This is a genomic window from Streptomyces sp. IBSBF 3136 (genome assembly GCF_036815105.1).
Classification (GTDB): domain Bacteria; phylum Actinomycetota; class Actinomycetes; order Streptomycetales; family Streptomycetaceae; genus Streptomyces.
This window is the reverse complement of record NZ_JAJSZC010000124.1, coordinates 14,449-33,443: the sequence shown is the minus strand read 5'-3', so window position 1 is coordinate 33,443 and position 18,995 is coordinate 14,449. Positions and strand designations below refer to the sequence as shown.

Here is an 18,995-nt window from a genome sequence, read left to right as displayed (position 1 = left end):
CCCGCAACCCGAGGGCCCCCTGCCCTTGGCCCTCTCCGCCCGCTCCGAGCCGGCCCTGCGCGCCCAGGCACAACGCCTCCTGGACCTCATGAGCACCGAGCCCCCGCCCCGGCGGGACGACCTCGGCCACTCACTCGCCGTCGGCCGGGCCGCCATGCCGCATCGGGCCGTAGTCCCGGCCGCCGACACCGACGAACTCCGGCACGCCCTGCGCGCCCTCGCCGCCGGTGAGTCACATCCCGCGCTCGTCACCGGGACCGCGACCGGCGGGGGACTGGCCTTCCTCTTCACCGGGCAGGGCAGCCAGCGGCACGCCATGGGCCGGCACCTCTACCACGCCTACCCCCGGTTCGCCGAGGCGCTCGACGAGGCCATCGGCTACCTCGACCTTCAGATCGAACGGTCCCTCTGGGACGTGCTGTTCACCGACGACGATCCCGAGACGGCACAGCTCCTCGACCAGACCAAGTACGCCCAGCCCGCGCTGTTCGCCCTGGAGACCGCCCTGTTCCGGCTGGTCGAGTCCTGGGGACTGCGCCCGGACTTCGTCGCCGGGCACTCGGTGGGCGAACTCACCGCGGCCCACGTCGCCGGAGTGCTCAGCCTCCCCGACGCGGCCATGCTGGTGGCCGCCCGCGGCCGGCTGATGCAGGAACTCCCGCGAACCGGCGCCATGGTGGCGGTCGCGGCACCCGCCGACGAGGTCACCGCGCTGCTGCGCGAGGTACCCGACGTCGACATCGCCGCGGTCAACGGCCCGGAAGCGGTCGTCATCTCCGGCGACGAGACCGCCACCCTCCAGACCGCCGCCGCGCTCGCCGCCCGCGGCCACCGGACCAAGCGCCTGCGGGTCAGCCACGCCTTCCACTCGGCGCTCATGGACCCCATGCTCGCCGAGTTCCGTCGCATCGCCCAGGTCATGACCTACGCCGAGCCCACCGTCCCCGTCGTCTCCAACGTGACAGGCGGCCTGCTCGCCGCGGACCGGCTCCGATCACCCGAGTACTGGGTCGAACACGTACGGCGGCCCGTACGGTTCGCCGACGGCATCGCCTTCCTGGAGGCGGCCGGCGTCACCACGTTCCTCGAACTCGGCCCCGACGCCGTTCTCACCGCGATGGCGCGCGACTGCGTCGACGACACCGCCGGCCACGTGTTCGCCCCCGCGATGCGCCGCGACCACGACGAGCCCACCGGCGTCCTGTCGGCGGTCGCCCTGGCCCACGTACACGGCGCGCGGGTCACCTGGGACGCCTGCTATCCGGACGCCCGGCGGATCGAACTGCCCACGTACGCGTTCCAGCGGCAGCGGTACTGGCTCGCCGCCGCCAAGACGGCGGGCGACGCGCGGGGCGTCGGGCAACAGCCCGTCGAACACCCGCTCGTCGGCGCGATGCTGACCCTGGCGGCCGGCGACGGCGTACTGCTCAGCGGCCGGCTCTCCCCCCGCGTCCAGCCGTGGCTCGCCGACCACGTCATCGCCGGCAGCACCCTGCTGCCCGGCACCGCGTTCGTCGAGCTCGCCCTGCTCGCCGCGGACCAGGTCGGCTGCGACACCGTCGAGGTGCTCGACCTGGAAGCCCCGTTGGCGCTGCCGGACGACCGCGGCACCGCCCTGCAGATCGTGGTGGGCGAGGCCGACCCGGCGGGCCGGCGCACAGTGGAGTTCTACGCCCGCCGCGAGGACAGCACCGCCGAGGACGACTGGACGCGCCACGCCGGCGGCGTCCTCGCCCGCGCCACCACCGCCGCCACCACGGCACCGGCGGCGTGGCCCCCGCCCGGCGCCGAGCCGGTCGACGTCTCCGACTTCTACGAACGGCTCACCCGCGAGGGGTACGGGTACGGGCCCGCCTTCCAGGGCCTGCGCGCCCTGTGGCGCACCGACCAAGAGGTGTACGCCGAGGTCGCCCTCCCGGCGGGCCACGGCGAGGGCGCCTACGGCCTGCACCCGGCCCTGCTGGACGCGTCCCTGCACGCGCTCGGCCACGCCCTGCCACAGCCGGACGGCCAGGTGACCCTGCCCTTCACCTGGCACGGCGTCTCCCTGCACGCCACCGGCGCGCACCGCGTCCGCGTACGCATCACCGCCACCGGCCCCGACACCGTGGGCATCGAACTCCGCGACGCCACGGGCGCACCGGTGGCGTCGGTGGCCTCCCTGGTCGTCAGGTCCGTCGACGCCGACCGGATCGGCGGCACCGGCACCAGGGGCGCACTCCTCCGCGTCGACTGGACGCGACTGCCGCTCCCCGCACCCACCGGGCAGCTCAGCTGGGCCGTCCTCGGGGCCGACCCGCACGGCCTTGGACAGGCCCTCGGGGCCCGGCCGGCGGCCGACCTCGCCGAGACGGCGGGCGCCGACCTGGTGGTGGCCACCCTCCGGCCGAGCGCCGGGGTCGCGCCGCTGGACGCGGCTCGCGAAACCGCCGGGCAGGCGCTGCGCACGGCGCAGGACTTCCTGGCCGACGAGCGACTGGACGCCGCCCGACTCGTTGTCGTCACCGACGACGCCGTACCGGCGCTGTGGACGCGGACGCCCGACGCCAGGGCCCTGGCCACGGCATCCGCGTGGGGGCTGCTGCGCGCGGCACAGGCGGAGCATCCGGGCCGGTTGATCCTGGTCGACGTGGGCGCGGGTGCGGGCGCGGGCGTGCAGGCGGGGCCGGCCGGCGCGGCCGGGGCGGCCGGGCCGGGGGAGGGCCCGGCATTCGTACTGCCCGCTGCCGTGGCCTGCGGGGAGCCCGAGCTGGCCGTGCGCGACGGGCGGCTGCTCGCCCCCCGCCTGGTCCGCGGCGGCCGCCCGGCCGACACGTCCGAGGCGGCCGGATGGCCCGACCACGGCACCGTGCTCATCACCGGTGGCACCGGCGGGCTCGGCGCGCTGGTGGCCCGCCACCTCGTCACCGAACACAACGTACGACGGCTGCTCCTGATCGGCCGGCGCGGCGTCGACGCACCCGGCGCCGGGAGACTGCGCGACGAGCTCACCGAGGCGGGTGCCACCGTCACCCTCGCCGCCTGTGACGTCGCCGACCGCGCCGCACTGGCCGCCGTACTCGACGCCGTGCCCGAGGCACATCCCCTCACCGCCGTCGTGCACGCGGCCGGCATCGTCGACGACGGCACCTTCGAGGACCTGACCCCCGACCGCATCGGCACCGTCCTCGCCCCCAAGGCCGACGGCGCCTGGCACCTGCACGAGCTGACCCGCGACCTGCCGCTGCGCGCCTTCGTCATGTTCTCCTCGGCGGCAGGCTTCCTCGACGGAGCGGGCCAGGCCAACTACGCGGCGGCCAACACCTTCCTCGACGCGCTCGCCGAGCACCGACGGCGGTCCGGGCTCCCGGCCACCTCCATCGGCTGGGGGCTGTGGCCCCGTGAACACGGCATGGGCGCGGGCCTGTCCGACGTGGCCGTACACCGCGTGACCCGACTGGGCCTGCGCGAACTCTCTGTCGCCGAGAACCTCGCCATGCTGGACGCGGCGGTGCGCTCCGGCGAGGTGTTCACCGCACCCCTCTGGTTCGACGCGCACGCCCTGCGGGGCAGGCCGGGAGGCATACCGCCGCTGCTGCGCTCCCTGGTCCGGGCACCCGCCCGCCGAACGGCCGGCACGGGCGGCGCCGACCCGGCCGGTACCGCATCACTGGGACAGCGCCTCGCCGAACTCTCCGCCGAACAGCGACGGGACCACCTTCTGGACCTCGTCCGCGGTCAGGTCGCCGCCGTACTCGGCCACTCGGGCGCGGAAGCGATCGACGCCGAACGGGCCTTCAACGACCTCGGCTTCGACTCACTGGCCGCCGTCGAACTGCGCAACTCCCTGAACACGGCCGCCGGTCTGCGCCTGTCCGCCACCCTCGTCTTCGACTACCCGACCCCCCTCGCCCTGGCCACCCACCTCGAAGACCGCCTGCTCCACGGCCGACCGAAGCGCACGAGCACCGCACCCGCCGCGCGCGGGGTGTCCGACGAGCCCATAGCCATCGTCGGCATGGCCTGCCGCTACCCGGGCGGCGTGTCCTCGCCCGAAGACCTCTGGCGACTCGTCGCGGACGGCCGCGACGCGATCGCCGAGTTCCCCGGCGACCGTGGCTGGGACATCGCCGAACTGTACGACCCCGAGCCGGGCACGCCCGGCAGGACCTCCACCAAGGAGGGCGGATTCCTCTACGAGGCGGCCCAGTTCGACCCGGACTTCTTCGGCATCAGCCCGCGCGAGGCCGTCGCCATGGACCCGCAGCAGAGGCTCATGCTGGAGGCGTCCTGGGAAGCCTTCGAACGGGCCGGCATCGACCCCCGTTCGGTCCACGGCTCCCGCACCGGCGTCTTCGCCGGCGTCATGTACCACGACTGGGCGACCCGCCCCGGCGAGATCCCGGAGGAGTACGCCGGCTATCTCGGCAACGGCGGCCACACCGCCGTGGTGTCCGGCCGCGTGGCGTACACGTTCGGCCTTGAGGGTCCGGCGGTCACCGTGGACACGGCCTGCTCGTCGTCGCTGGTGGCCCTGCATCTGGCGGCCCAGGCCCTGCGCAACGGCGAGTGCACGCTCGCGCTCGCGGGCGGCGTCACCGTGATGTCCACGCCGGACACCTTCGTCGACATGAACCGGCAGGGCGGCCTGTCCGCGGACGGCCGGTGCAAGTCCTTCGCGGACGCGGCCGACGGCACCGGCTGGGGCGAGGGCGTGGGAGTGCTGCTGGTGGAGCGCTTGTCGGACGCGCGTCGCCTGGGCCATCCGGTGCTGGCGGTCGTGCGCGGCTCGGCGGTGAACCAGGACGGTGCGTCGAACGGTCTGACGGCGCCGAACGGGCCTTCGCAGGAGAGGGTGATCGGGCAGGCGTTGGCGGTTGCCGGGTTGTCGGCTGTGGATGTGGATGTGGTGGAGGGGCACGGGACGGGGACTGTTCTGGGTGATCCCATCGAGGCGCAGGCGTTGTTGGCGACGTATGGGCAGGACCGGCCGGAGGGTCGGCCGTTGTGGTTGGGGTCGATCAAGTCGAACATCGGTCATACGCAGGCTGCTGCGGGCGTGGCCGGGATCATGAAGATGGTGCTGGCGATGCGGCATGGTGTGTTGCCGCGGACGTTGCACGTGGACGAGCCGTCGGCACAGGTGGACTGGTCGGTGGGTGCGGTGGAGTTGCTGGCCGAGACCCGGGAGTGGGTGGCGGTTGAGGGGCGTCCGCGTCGGGCGGCGGTGTCGTCGTTCGGGATCAGCGGGACCAACGCCCATGTGATCGTCGAGGAGCCACCGGTCGTCGAGCCTGTGTCCGCGCCGGTCCCGGATGATGTGCGGCCGGTCGCTTTGGTGGTGTCGGGGAAGACGCCCGAGGCGGTGACGGCCTACGCCGATCAGCTCAGGTCGTATCTCGCCGGGCACGAGTCGCTGCGTCCGGTGGATGTGGCGTGGACGCTGGCGGGTCGTGCGCGGTTCGAGCACCGGGCCGTGGTGGTCGGGTCGGAGCGTGAGGAGTTGCTGCGGGGGCTGAGTGATGTCGGTGTGCTGCCCAGGGTGGCGGGCAAGTTGGCGTTCCTGTTCACGGGGCAGGGTGCGCAGCGGCTCGGGATGGGTCGTGAACTGGCCGCCCGTTTCCCGGCGTTCGCGTCGGCCTTCGACGAGGTGGCCGCGGTACTTGACGTGCACCTTGAGCGGCCGCTGCGCGAGGTCGTCTGGGGTGAGGACGCGGACGCGGTGCAGCGGACGGGCTGGGCGCAGCCGGGTCTGTTCGCCTTCGAGGTCGCCCTGTTCCGTCTCCTGGAGTCGGCAGGACTGAGGCCCGACTTCGTGGCCGGGCATTCCATCGGCGAGCTGGCCGCAGCGCACGTGTCTGGTGTGTTGTCGCTGCCGGATGCGGCTCGACTGGTCGCGGCGCGCGCGAGCTTGATGCAGGCGCTACCGACCGGCGGTGCGATGGCGTCCGTCCGGGCGGCAGAGACCGTTGTGCGGGCGGCCCTCGTGGACGGAGTCGAGATCGCCGCCGTCAATGGTCCCCGCTCGGTGGTGGTTTCGGGCGTCGATGACGCGGTGGCGGAGACGATCGAGCGTCTCCAGGACCACAAGGTCACGCGTCTGCGTGTCAGCCACGCGTTCCACTCCCCGCTGATGGACCCGATGCTGGCCGACTTCGCCGAGGTCGCCGCCCAACTGTCCTACGGCACCCCGCGTATCCCGCTGATCTCGACCCTCACCGGCGAGCCGGCCGCCGACGAGCTGCGCGATCCCGCCTACTGGGTGCGCCAGGTCCGCGAACCGGTCCGCTTCGCCGACGCCCTCACCACCCTCTCCGCTCAAGGCGCGACCAAGTTCCTCGAACTCGGCCCCGACACCGTCCTGGCCGCCATGGCCGAGGACACCCTCCCCGACACCACCCACACCATCGCCACCCAGCGCCGCGACCGCCCCGACTCCCACACCCTCCTCACCGCCCTCGGCACCCTCCACACCAACGGCACGGATGTCGACTTCACCGCCCTTCACGCCACCGGAAGACACCTCGACCACCTCCCCACCTACCCCTTCCAGCGGCAGCGCTACTGGCTGGCGCCCCTCCGTACCGCCGGTGACGTCGGCTCGGCGGGACTGGAGGCCGTCGAGCATCCGTTGCTGAGCGCCGCCGTCACGGTCGCCGACGCGGACCGGATCATCCTGACGGGCCGGTTGTCACCCGGGCGTCAGGAATGGCTGGCGGATCACGACATCCTGGGGAATCTGCTGCTGCCGGGCACAGGTTTCGTGGAACTGGCCATGCGGGCCGGGGACCACGTCGGCTGCGGACGGTTGGAGGAGCTGACCCACCGGGCGCCGCTGATGTTGCCCTCCGCCGGCACGGTGGCCGTGCAGGTCGTGGTCGACGCGCCGGACGAGGCGGGCGTGCGCGCCCTGACGATCCACTCGCGGCCGGACGCCGACACGCCGTGGACGCTGCACGCGACCGGCGCGGTGTCGCCCGTTGTCGCCGACGCGTCCTTCGAACTGGCCGAGTGGCCACCGGCGGGGGCCGTCCCGTTGCCGGTCGACGGGTTCTACGAGGGTCTGCGCGAGCGCGGCTACGGATATGGACCGGTCTTCCGCGCGCTGCGCCGGGCATGGCGGCAGGGCGAGCATGTGTACGCCGAGGTGGAGCTGCCCGAGGGCGGCGACGGCACCGCGTACGGTCTCCATCCCGCCCTGCTGGACGCGGCCATGCACGCCGACCAGTTGGGGGAGGGCGGTGCCGTGGAGGGCGAGACCCTGCTGCCGTTCTCCTGGTCGGGTGTGACCCTGCACGCCACGGGGGCGACAGCGCTGCGGGTGCACCTGGAGCGGCTGCGCGGCGACGAGGTGTGCGCCATGCGGCTCGCCGATCCGACGGGACGGCCCGTCGCGACCGTGGAGCAGATGACCGTACGACCGGTGTCCGCCGAACAACTGACCCAAGGTGCGCGCCACGGGGGTGAGTTGCTGCGGCTGGACTGGACGGCCGTGCCGGTTCCGGACGGCGCGACCGAGGCCGCCCTCGTGGGCGATCTTCCCGGCACCGGCCTGCCCCGGTTCGCGGGATTCACCGCGCTGGAGGTCGTACCTCCCGTGGTGTTCTGGGTGGTGGGCCCCGCCGAGAGCGACCCGGTGCGTGGTTGCCGCGCCACAACCGGCGAGGTGCTGGCCGCCGTGCAGGAGTGGCTGGCGCAGGAGCGGTTCGCGGGCAGCCGGCTGGTGTTCGTGACCTGTGGTGCCGTGGCCACGGCGGCGGGGGAGTCGGTCGACGTAGGACAGGCGCCCGTGTGGGGGCTGGTCCGGGCCGCGCTGGCCGAGCACCCCGGCAGGTTCGGGCTTGTCGACACCGACCGGACGGCCGAGTCCGCCGCCGCGCTGCCCCGCATCGCCGGGACCGCCGAGGCGGAACTCGCCCTGCGTTCCGGCCGCGTGACCGTACCCCGCCTGACGCCGATGACCGTGACCGTGGCTGCCCACGGTGAGGCGCGGGTGCCGTGGAACAGCACGGGCACCGTGCTCATCACCGGTGGCACCGGCGAGTTGGGTGCCCGGGTCGCCCGGCACCTCGTCACCCGGCACGGTGTGCGTCACCTGCTGCTGACCAGTCGCCGGGGTCCGGACGCGCCCGGGACCGACGCCCTGCGCGCGGAGCTGTCCGGACTCGGCGCGACCGTGTCCGTCGTGGCCTGCGACGCCGCCGACCGCGATCAACTGAGGGCCGTACTGACCGAGGTGGCCGACGCGCATCCGTTGAACGCGGTCGTGCACGCTGCGGGCGTCGCCGACAGCGGCCTCGTCACCGACCTGACTCCCGAACGGCTGGACGCGGTCCTCGCGCCCAAGGCCGACGCGGCCTGGCACCTGCACGAACTCACCCTCGACGCCGACCTGGACGCGTTCGTGATGTTCTCCTCGGCCGGGGGACTGGTGCTGGCCGCAGGGCAGGGCAACTACGCGGCCGCCAACGTCTTCCTGGACGGTCTCGCCGCTCACCGGTCCGCCGCGGGACTGCCCGTGACGTCGGTGGCGTTCGGCCTGTGGGACACCGGCGAGCAGGGGACACCGGGGTCCGGGGGCGCATCCGCCTCCGGGCCCGCCGAGGATGCCGACCTGGTCCAGGTGCGGCGCCTGGGTCTGCCCGCGCTGCCGGCCACCGACGCGCTGGCCCTGTTCGACGCGGCCGTCACCGCCGGCGAGCCCTGCGCGGCTGCCCTGCGCGTCGACCGGGCCGTGGTCCGGGCCCGGGGCGAGGTGCCGGCGCTGCTGCGCGGGCTGGTGCGGGGCGGGGTCGCTCGCCGCGCCGCCGGGGCGGGCGAGAGCACCGGTGCACCCGCGCACGCTCTCACCGAGCGGCTGGCGGGCCTGTCCGGGAACGAGCGCGTTCGGGTCGTGGTCGACCTCGTCCGTGAGCGTGCCGCCACCGTGCTCGGGCACGCGAGCGGTGCCGACGTACGCGCCGACCGCGCCTTCTCCGACCTCGGCTTCGACTCGCTGGCCGCTGTGGAGCTGCGCAACGCGCTGAACGCCGCGACGGGGCTGCGGCTGCCCGCCACCCTCGTCTTCGACTACCCGAACGCCCAGGCGGCGGGCGAGCACATCGTCTCCCGGCTGTCCGGGACCGCGACCACGCCCCAGGTGACCGCACCGGGATCCGTGTCCGTGGTCCCGGCCGACGAGCCCATCGCCGTCGTCGGCATCCACTGCCGCTTCCCCGGCGGCGTCAACTCGGCCGAGGACCTGTGGCGGCTGCTGGACGAGGGCCGGGACGCCGTCACCGACTTCCCCACCGACCGAGGCTGGGACGTCGACGGCGTGTACGACTCGCGGGAGGGCGTCCCCGGCAAGACGTACGTGCGCAGCGGTGGATTCCTGCACGACGCGGGGGAGTTCGACCCGGAGTTCTTCGGCATCATGCCGCGCGAGGCGCTTGCCCTCGACCCGCAGCAGAGGCTGCTGCTCCAGGGGGCCTGGGAGACCTTCGAACGGGCCGGGATCGACCCCGCCTCGGTGCGCGGCAGCCGGACCGGTGTCTACGTGGGCGTCATGTACACGGAATACGGCCAGCGGGTGCAGCAGCACGTGCCCGAGGAGATCGCCGCCTACCTGTCCGGCGGCAGCGGAGCCAGCATCGCCTCCGGACGAGTCGCCTACACCCTCGGCCTGGAGGGCCCGGCCGTCACCATCGACACCGCGTGCTCCTCGTCCCTGGTGGCCCTGCACATCGCCTGCCAGGCGCTGCGGCAGGGCGAGGTCGGCATGGCGCTGGCCGGCGGTGTGACCGTACTGCCGACGCCGGACGTGTTCGTGGACTTCAGCCGGCAGCGCGGCCTGGCGCCGGACGGCCGGTGCAAGGCGTACGCCAAGGGCGCCGACGGCACCGGCTGGTCGGAGGGGATCGGGCTGCTGCTGGTGGAACGCCTCTCCGACGCCCGCCGCAACGGGCACCCGGTGCTCGCCGTGATCCGCGGGTCCGCCATCAACCAGGACGGCGCGTCCAACGGCCTCACCGCGCCCAACGGCCCGTCCCAGCAGCGGGTCATCGAGGCGGCACTCGCCGCGTCGGGACTCTCGCCCCACGAAGTCGACCTGATCGAGGGACACGGCACGGGCACCGCGCTCGGCGACCCCATCGAGGCGCAGGCGCTGCTGGCGACGTACGGGCAGGGCCGACCGGCCGACGCGCCGGTGTGGCTCGGCTCGGTCAAGTCCAACCTCGGGCACACGCAGGCCGCGGCCGGTGCCGCCGGTGTGATCAAGCTGGTGCAGGCGATGCGCCACGGCGTCATGCCGCGCACCCTGCACGTCGACGAGCCGTCGGACCAGGTCGACTGGTCGGAGGGCGCGGTCGAACTGCTCACGCGGGCCAGGCAGTGGCCGCGCGACGGCAGGCCGCGCCGGGCCGCCGTGTCGTCCTTCGGCCTCAGCGGCACCAACGCCCACGTCATCCTGGAGGAGCCACCGGCGGACCCGCGGGCGGTGAACGACACCGAACCGGACGAACCGCTCGCCACCGCACCCCTGCCCTGGGTCCTTTCCGCCAGGACCGAGTCGGCCCTGCGCAGCGCGGCCCAGCGGCTCGCCGGCCATGTCACGAGCGCGGACGTGGACAGGGACGCGGCCGCGTCCGGAGCCGACGTCGGGTGGTCGCTCGCCTCGGGCCGCGCCCTGCTGGAGCACCGGGCGGTCGTCCTCGGCGAGAATCGGGCCGACCGGCTCGCCGGGCTGGAGGCCGTCGCCGCCGGGAGGCCCGCTCCCGGTGTGGTGACCGGCACGGCCGAACCGCACGGCCGGCTGGCCGTGCTGTTCACCGGCCAGGGCGCCCAGCGGCTGGGTATGGGCCGTGAACTCCACGCCGCCTACCGTGCGTTCGCCACGGCCTTCGACGCGGCCGTCGACCTCCTCGACGCGTATCTCGACCGGCCGCTGCGCGAGGTGATCTGGGGCGACGACGCCGAGCTCGTCGACCGGACGGTGTACGCGCAGGCCGGGCTGTTCGCCGTGGAGACGGCGCTGTTCCGGCTGGTCGAGTCGTGGGGGGTGCGGCCGGACTTCGTGGCCGGGCACTCGATCGGGGAGCTGACCGCCGCCCATGTCGCCGGGGTTTTGTCCCTGCCGGACGCGGCACGACTGGTCGCGGCGCGGGGACGGCTGATGCAGGCCCTGCCCGCGGGCGGGGCGATGGCCGCGGTGCAGGCCGAGCCCGCGGAGGTGCGTGACGCGCTCCCCGACGGCGTGGGAGTCGCGGCGGTCAACGGCCCACGGTCCGTGGTCGTCTCCGGGCCCGAGGACGCCGTGACCGCCGCCGTCGAACACTTCCGCGCGCGCGGCCGCCGGGCAACCCGCCTGCGGGTCAGCCATGCCTTCCACTCGGCGCTCATGGAACCGATGCTCGACGACTTCCGGGCCGTGGCCTCGACACTCGACTACGGCGAGCCGCGCATCCCGGTGGTGTCCAACGTGACCGGACACCCGGCCGACCCGGAGACCCTGCGCAGCCCCGAGTACTGGGTGGACCACGTACGGCGGACCGTCGCCTTCGCCGACGGCGTCGGCGATCTCGTGGAGCGCGGCGTGACCGCCTTCCTCGAACTCGGGCCCGACGCCGCGCTGACACCGATGGTCGACGAGGTCACCGACGGCGAACGGCTCGCCATACCGGCACTGCGCCGCGACCGCCCCGAACCCGCCCAGCTGCTCACCGCGCTCGCCCAGCTCCACGTCACCGGGATTCCCGTGCGCTGGACGGAGATCTTCGCGGACACCGGCGCCCGGCGGGTCGACCTGCCCACCTATCCCTTCGAGAAACGGCACTTCTGGCTCTCGCCCCCGGCCGGGGCGGCCACCGCGACGGGGAGCGGCGACGCGACCGGGCACGGCCAGCGCAACGCAGGCCACCCACTGCTGTCCGCGGTCATGCCCGCACCCGAAGGCGGCGGCCTGGTGCTCACCGGCCGGCTCTCCACGCAGACCGCCGCCCAGGCATGGCTCGCGGACCACAACGTGATGGGCATGGGCCTGCTGCCGGGCACCGGATTCGTCGAACTCGCCCTGCGCACCGCCGAGGAGGCCGGCTGCGACACCGTCGAGGAACTGGTGATCCAGCAGCTCATGCCGCTGCCCGACCAGGGCGGCGCCGCCGTACAGGTCGTCGTCGACGGCCCGGACGCCTCCGGGCGGCGCGCCTTCGCGATCTACTCCCGCTTCGAGGACGCCCCCGACCCGATGCCCTGGACCCGGCACGTCACCGGCGTGCTGGCCACCGAACGGCGACCCGCTCCCGACACTCACGAGTTCGGGCTCGGCGGTGCCGCCTGGCCGCCCGCCGACGCGCGGCCGGTGGACATCGACGGTGTCTACGACTACCTGACCGCCAGGGGTTACCACTTCGGCCCGATGTTCCGGGGCCTGCGTGCGGTGTGGCTGCGCGGCCGGGACCTGTTCGTCGAGGTCGCGCTGCCCGACCACGCCGAGCAGGACGCCCGCCCCTACCGGCTGCACCCCTCGCTGCTGGACGCGGCCATGTCCGCCACCGACTTCCTGGGCGGCCGGAAACCGCAGGACGTCGGAGCGGGCCAACTCCCCTTCTCCTGGGCCGGGATCAGACTGCACTCGGCGGGCGGCCTGAGCAGGCTGCGGGCCCGCGTCAACTGGATCGGCTCCGACGAACAGGCCGGTTCCGAAGCGGTCCGCATCGACCTCGCCGCACCCGACGGCAGCCCCGTCGCCTCCGTGGAGTCGCTCGTCGTACGCCCGGTCACCGCGGACCGACTCGTCGCCGAGGGCGCCGCCCAGACCGGGACCCGGCACCTCGAATCGGTGTTCAGGACCGGCTGGAGCCAACTCCCGCTCGGCGACACCGGCGAGGCCGACACCGGCCGGTGGGCCGTCCTCGGCGACGACGCACTCGCCATCGGCGCCGGGGACGTACCCGTGCACGCCGACCTGGCCGCGCTGCGGGTCGCGCTGGACAAGGGTGTGCTGGCGCCGGATCTCGTGTTCCTGCCGGTGGAGCCGGGCGACGACGAGATGCCGGACGCGGTCCGCTCGCGGCTGCGTACCGTGCTCGCGACCCTGCGCGACTTCCTCGCCGACGACCGGCTCGCCGCGACCCGGCTGGCCGTCCTGACCTGGTTCGGCGCCGACGGGGACGGCGCGCACCTGGACCTCACCGTCGCACCGGTGTGGGGCCTGGTCCGCGCGGCACAGGCCGAACACCCCGGCCGGATCCTGCTCGTCGACCTCGACGCCCAGGAGTCCTCCCTGGGCATGCTGCCCGCGGTCGCCGCCCTCTCCGAACCGGAGGTGTCGGTCCTCGGCCACCAGGTGCGCGTCCCTCGCCTGGCCCACGTACCCCGGCCCGCCGAACCGGTCGCCCAGCGCTGGCGGCCGGACGGCACCGTGCTGATCACGGGCGGCACCGGCGGACTCGGCGCCCTGGTCGCCCGGCACCTGGTCACCGAACACGGCGTACGACACCTGCTGCTGGTGGGCCGGCGTGGCCCGGGCGCCCCCGGAGCCGCCCAACTCCGATCCGAACTCGCCGCGTCGGGAGCCGAGGTCACCGTGGCGGCCTGCGACGTCGCCGACCGGGACGCACTCGCCGCACTGCTCGCCGCCGTACCCGGCGACCGTCCGCTCACCGGCGTGGTCCACGCGGCCGGAGTGCTCGACGACGCCCTCGTCACCGCGCTCACCCCGGAGCAACTGGACACCGTGCTCCGCCCGAAGGCGGACGCGGCCTGGGCGCTGCACGAGCTGACGCAGGACCTCGACCTCGACGCGTTCGTGCTGTTCTCCTCGGTCGCCGGACTGCTCGACCCACTCGGCCAGGGCAACTACGCCGCTGCCAACGCCTTCCTCGACGCGCTGGCCCGCCACCGGCACCGGCACGGCCTGCCCGCCACGTCCCTGGTGTGGAACCTGTGGGCGGCCCGGAGCGGCATGGCCGGCGGCACCGACCCCGCGCTGGCACACCGGCTGGCCGGCCGCGGTACCCCCGTACTGACCCCGGCCGAGGGACTGGCCCTGTTCGACCGGGCGCTCACCGTGGCCGAACCCGTCCTGGTCCCGCTGCGCCTCGACCCGTCCGGCACCCAGGTACCGGCCATGCTGCGCGACGTCATGCCCAGCACCCAGCCCGGCGTCCCACGCACCGCTCCGCTCGCCGGCAGCGCCGCCCCGGCGCCCGGGGCGCCCGGCGCCGCGGACCCGGACGACCTGCTGCGCCGCCTGGCCGCGCAGCCCGCCGACGGCCGCGCCCGGCTGCTCGGCGACCTCGTCAGGGCCCAGGTCGCCGAAGTGCGGCACGCCGAACCCGGCAGCGTCGACATGGGCCGGGGATTCACCGAACTGGGACTCGACTCACTCGCCGCGATCGAACTGCGCAACCGGCTCGGCACCGCCACGGGACTGCGCCTGCCGGCCACGATGATGTTCGACCACCCCACCCCGGCCGACGTGGTCGAACTGCTCCTGGAGGAGCTGGCGGCCGACCTGCCGGACGCCCCGGCCCCGGCGGACCCCGCGCCCGAGGAGCGTCCGGGACCCGCCGGGAACGGCGGCCCCGCCCGCGACGGCGGACAGCCCGACGACGCGGAGATCCGGCGCCGGCTGGCCGCCGTACCCGTCTCGGACCTGCGGGCGGCGGGACTGCTGGACGCGATCCTGCGCCTGGGCACCTCGCAGCCGGGCGCGCGGAGCACCGACCGGACCGCCGGAGCTCCGGCGGACCGCAGCGAGGAGATCGCGAGCATGGACGTCGACGACCTGGTCGCCACCGCCCTCGCGGGCGTGGAGGCCGGTGAGGAGCAGGAGCGATGACGACGGCGGACACCGCGAAGATCGTCGCGGCGCTGCGCGCCTCGGTGCTGGAGAACGAACGGCTCAAGCAGGAGAACGCCCGGCTGCTGCTCGCCGCCGAAGAACCGGTCGCCGTCATCGGCATGGCGTGCCGCTACCCCGGTGGCGCCGACTCGCCCGAGGCGTTCTGGCGGCTGCTCGCCGAGGGCCGTGACGCGGTCACCCCGTTCCCCGCCGACCGCGGCTGGGACGTGGAAGGACTGTACGACCCGGAGCCCGGCAGCCCCGGCCGGAGCGTCACCCAGGAAGGTGCGTTCCTGCACGACGCCGCAGACTTCGACGCGGACCTGTTCGGCATGTCGCCGCGCGAGGCCCGCGACATCGATCCGCAGCAGCGGGTGGTGCTGGAGACGGCCTGGGAGGCGCTGGAGAACGCCAGGATCGACCCGCTGTCCCTCAAGGGCAGTCCGACCGGCGTGTACTGCGGCGTCATGTACCACGACTACGACGGCGCGGACGGCGGCGGCAGCCTCACCAGCGGCCGTATCTCCTACACCCTGGGCCTGCAGGGGCCCGCCGTGTCCGTCGACACCGCCTGCTCCTCGTCCCTGGTCGCCCTGGGGATGGCCGCCCACGCGCTGCGCTCGGGCGAGTGCACGCTCGCGCTGGCCGGCGGCGTGACGGTGATGTCCACACCGGAGACGTTCGTGTACTTCAGCTCGCAGCGCGGCCTCGCGCCGGACGGCCGCTGCAAGTCCTTCGCGGCCGCGGCGGACGGCACCGGCTGGGGCGAGGGCTCGGGCCTGCTCGTGCTGGAGCGGCTGTCGGACGCCGAGCGCAACGGCCACCGTGTGCTCGCCGTCGTCAGGAGCGTGGCCACCAACTCCGACGGGGCGTCCAGCGGCATCACGGTACCCAACGGGCCCGCGCAGAAGCGGGTCATCCTGGACGCGCTCGGGCAGGCCGGTCTGCGGGCGGACGAGGTCGACGCGGTCGACGCGCACGGCACCGGCACCCGTCTCGGCGACCCGATCGAGGCCCAGGCGCTCCTGGCCACCTACGGTCGCGACCGCCCGTCGGACCGGCCGCTGTGGCTCGGCTCGGTCAAGTCCAACATCGGGCACACGCAGGCCGCGGCGGGAGTCGCCTCGATCATCAAGATGGTGCTGGCCATGCGGCACGGCGTCCTGCCGAGAACCCTGCACGTGGACGCGCCGACCCCACAGGTGGACTGGTCGGCCGGAAACGTGGCCCTGCTCAACGAGGCCAGGGCGTGGCCCGACACCGGACGGCCGCGCAGGGCGGCGGTGTCCTCGTTCGGGATCAGCGGGACCAACGCGCACGTGATCCTCGAACAGCCGGCTCCGGTGCCGGGCGACGGCAGCCGTGCGGCGACCGACTGACGGGCGGAGCGAGTGATGAGCGTACACACGGAACAGACCAGCGACGGCAGCCGTCTGGAGCCGGCCCGGCTGCGCCACGTCCTCGGCCACTTCTGCACCGGGATCGCCGTCATCACCGCCCAGGAGGACGGCCTGCCGCCCGTCGGCTTCACCTGCCAGTCGTTCGTCTCGCTGTCCCTCCAGCCGCCGCTGGTCTCGTTCTCGGTGTCCCGATTCTCCCGGTCCTGGCCGGGCATCCGGCGCGCCGGACGGTTCTGCGCCAACGTCCTCGGCGCCGAACAGGAGCCGCTGTGCCGCCGGTTCGCGGCGACCGACGGCAACCGGTTCACGGGCGTGGAGTGGTGGGCGAGCCCGGCCACCGGATCGCCCCGGCTCGCCGGTGCGCTGGCCTGGGTCGACTGCACCATCGAGGCGGTGTACCCGGGCGGCGACCACCGGATCGCCGTCGGCCGCGTCCAGGACCTGGGCGTAGGTGCCGGCGAGTCCGATCCGCTGCTGTTCTTCCAGGGCCGTTTCCACCGCGCCGCCCCCACCACCCCTAGCGGCGCGGCACCCACCCCCTGAAGCGTCCGGCCGACCCCCTCAGTGCCCGGCAGGCCGTCCCACCTGCACGGCACGGCGTCCTAGGGTCGGCCTGCAGCCCCCTTGTGCCTGGTTCTCGTCCTGCGGAGGAACTTCATGAGATTCGGTCTGATCTACCACCACCAGCTGCCCCGGCCCTGGGCGGAGGACAGCGAGGAGAGGCTGTACAGCGAGGCCCTCGAGCAGATCGAGCTGGCCGACCGGCTGGGCCTCGACTACGCGTGGGCGACCGAGCACCACTTCTTCGAGGAGTACTCCCACTCGTCGGCGCCGGAGGTGTTCCTGGCGGCCGCCGCGGCCCGCACCAAGAACATCAGGCTCGCCCACGGGATCGTCCACATGCCGCCGGCCGTCAACCACCCGGCGCGCATCGCCGAACGGCTCGGCGTGCTGGACCTGATCTCCGGCGGCCGGCTCGACTTCGGCTCGGGGCAGGGTAGTTCGCAACTGGAGGTCGGTGCCTTCGGCATCGAGCTCAAGGACAAGTACGAGCAGTGGCACGAGGCGCTGGAAGTCGTCGTGCGGATGATGACCGAGACGCCGTTCACCGGCCACGAGGGCACCTGGGTGAAGATGCCGCCCCGCAACGTGGTGCCCAAGCCCAGGCAGAAGCCGCACCCGCCGCTGTGGCGGGCGTGCACGCGCCGTGACAGCATCCAGGACGCGGCCCGCGAGGGCATGGGCGCGCTGGCCTTCTCCTTCGTCAACCCCGAGGAGGCCAAGGAGTGGGTGGACGCCTACTACGGCACCCTCGCGTCGCCCGAGTGCCGGCCGCTCGGCCGCGCGGTCAACGCGAACGTGGCCATGGTCCTGCCGTTCATGTGCCACGAGGACGAGGAAGTCGCCCTGGACCGGGGCCTGGAGGCGGCGCACTTCTTCTCGTACTCGCTGATGCACTACTACATGACCGGTGAGCACCGCCCCGGAGTCACCGACATCTGGGCGGAGTTCCAGGCCGCCAAGGAGTCGCTGGGCTTCACCCGCACACCGGCCGCGCCCGCCGCGGACGACGAGCAGAGCGGGGTCGAGCAGGCGATGATGGACCAGGTCGGCATGTTGCGCCGCGGCATCGGCACGCCGGACCAGATCCGCGACATCATCCGGCGCTACGAGGCCGTCGGCGTGGACCAGATCATCTTCTCGGTGCAGATCGGCAAGAACAGGCACGAGCACATCCTGGAGTCGCTGGAGCTGTTCGCCCGCGAGGTGATGCCGGAGTTCGTCGAGGGCCGCGACCGCAAGGAGGCCGAGAAGGCCGAGCGGCTGAGCGTGCCGATCAAGGAGGCCCTGGGCCGCGTCGAGCACCGCACCGCGGACGTCTCGGAGTTCTCCATCGCGCCCGAACTCTCCCTGCCCGGCTACCAGGACGACGACGATGATGACGACGATGACTGACTGACACCGTCATCGCGCGGGCGTCGCGCGGCTCCATCAGGTTCGTACGGCGAAAGGACAGGCAGTGACCGTCGGCACTGGAGAGTGGATCCGGCGCTTCCACCCGGCCCCGCGGGCCGCGGCCCAACTGGTGTGCCTCGCGCACGCGGGCGGCGCCGCGTCCTACTTCTTCCCCGTCTCCAGGGCGCTGTCTCCCGCCGTGGACGTGCTGGCCGTGCAGTACCCGGGCCGGCAGGAACGCCGCCGTGAGGCGCCGTTCGAGGACGCGGAGCTGCTCGCCGACGCCGTGGCCGGGCAGCTCGCGGGCCTCACGGACCGGCCCCTCGCACTGTTCGGCCACAGCCTCGGCGCGACGGTCGCCTTCGAGGTCGCCCGACGTCTGGAGGCCGTCGGAACCACCCCGTCGGCGTTGTTCGTCTCGGGGCGTACGGCACCGTCGAGGCACCGCGCGCAGTGGGTGCACCTGGGCGACGACGAGCGGCTGCTCGCCGAGATCGTGAAGATGGAGGGCACCGAGCCGGCGATGCTCCAGGACCCCGAGCTGGTCAGGATGATCCTTCCCGCCCTCCGCAGCGACTACAAGGCCGCCGAGACCTACCGGTACCGGCCGGGACCCCCGCTGCGCTGCCCCGTGGTGGCGCTGACCGGGGACGCCGATCCGCAGGTCACCGAGGGCGAGGCCGGGGCGTGGCGGGAGCACACCACCGGGCCCTTCGAACTTCGGGTGTTCCCCGGCGGCCATTTCTACCTCAACCACCACGCCGGGGAGGTCGTCGCGCTGATACGGCAGCGGCTGACGGCGGCCGCCGGGAACGCGCCGCGCCCGTAGCGGT

Annotated in this window: 4 protein-coding genes and 1 pseudogene; all 5 read left to right on the top strand. The window is 73.9% G+C overall.

The window, feature by feature from the left end:
• A partial coding sequence (locus V7E45_RS24545; RefSeq protein WP_443056159.1) for an SDR family NAD(P)-dependent oxidoreductase occupies positions 1-14,803 on the top strand: 14,803 nt, incomplete at its 5' end.
• Positions 14,804-14,823: 20 nt separating this feature from the next.
• Positions 14,824-16,155, top strand: a pseudogene (locus V7E45_RS24540) (type I polyketide synthase); the annotation flags it as partial.
• Between the two features lie 45 nt (positions 16,156-16,200).
• A complete protein-coding gene (locus tag V7E45_RS24535) occupies positions 16,201-16,749 on the top strand; it encodes a flavin reductase family protein (RefSeq protein WP_333776361.1) in 549 nt (182 codons plus the stop codon).
• Positions 16,750-16,863: 114 nt separating this feature from the next.
• Complete coding sequence (locus V7E45_RS24530) at positions 16,864-18,162, top strand: LLM class flavin-dependent oxidoreductase (protein WP_333776360.1); 1,299 nt, start codon at positions 16,864-16,866, stop codon at positions 18,160-18,162.
• A 64-nt stretch (positions 18,163-18,226) separates the two neighbouring features.
• Complete coding sequence (locus V7E45_RS24525) at positions 18,227-18,991, top strand: thioesterase II family protein (protein WP_333776359.1); 765 nt, start codon at positions 18,227-18,229, stop codon at positions 18,989-18,991.
• Positions 18,992-18,995: the final 4 nt, after the last annotated feature.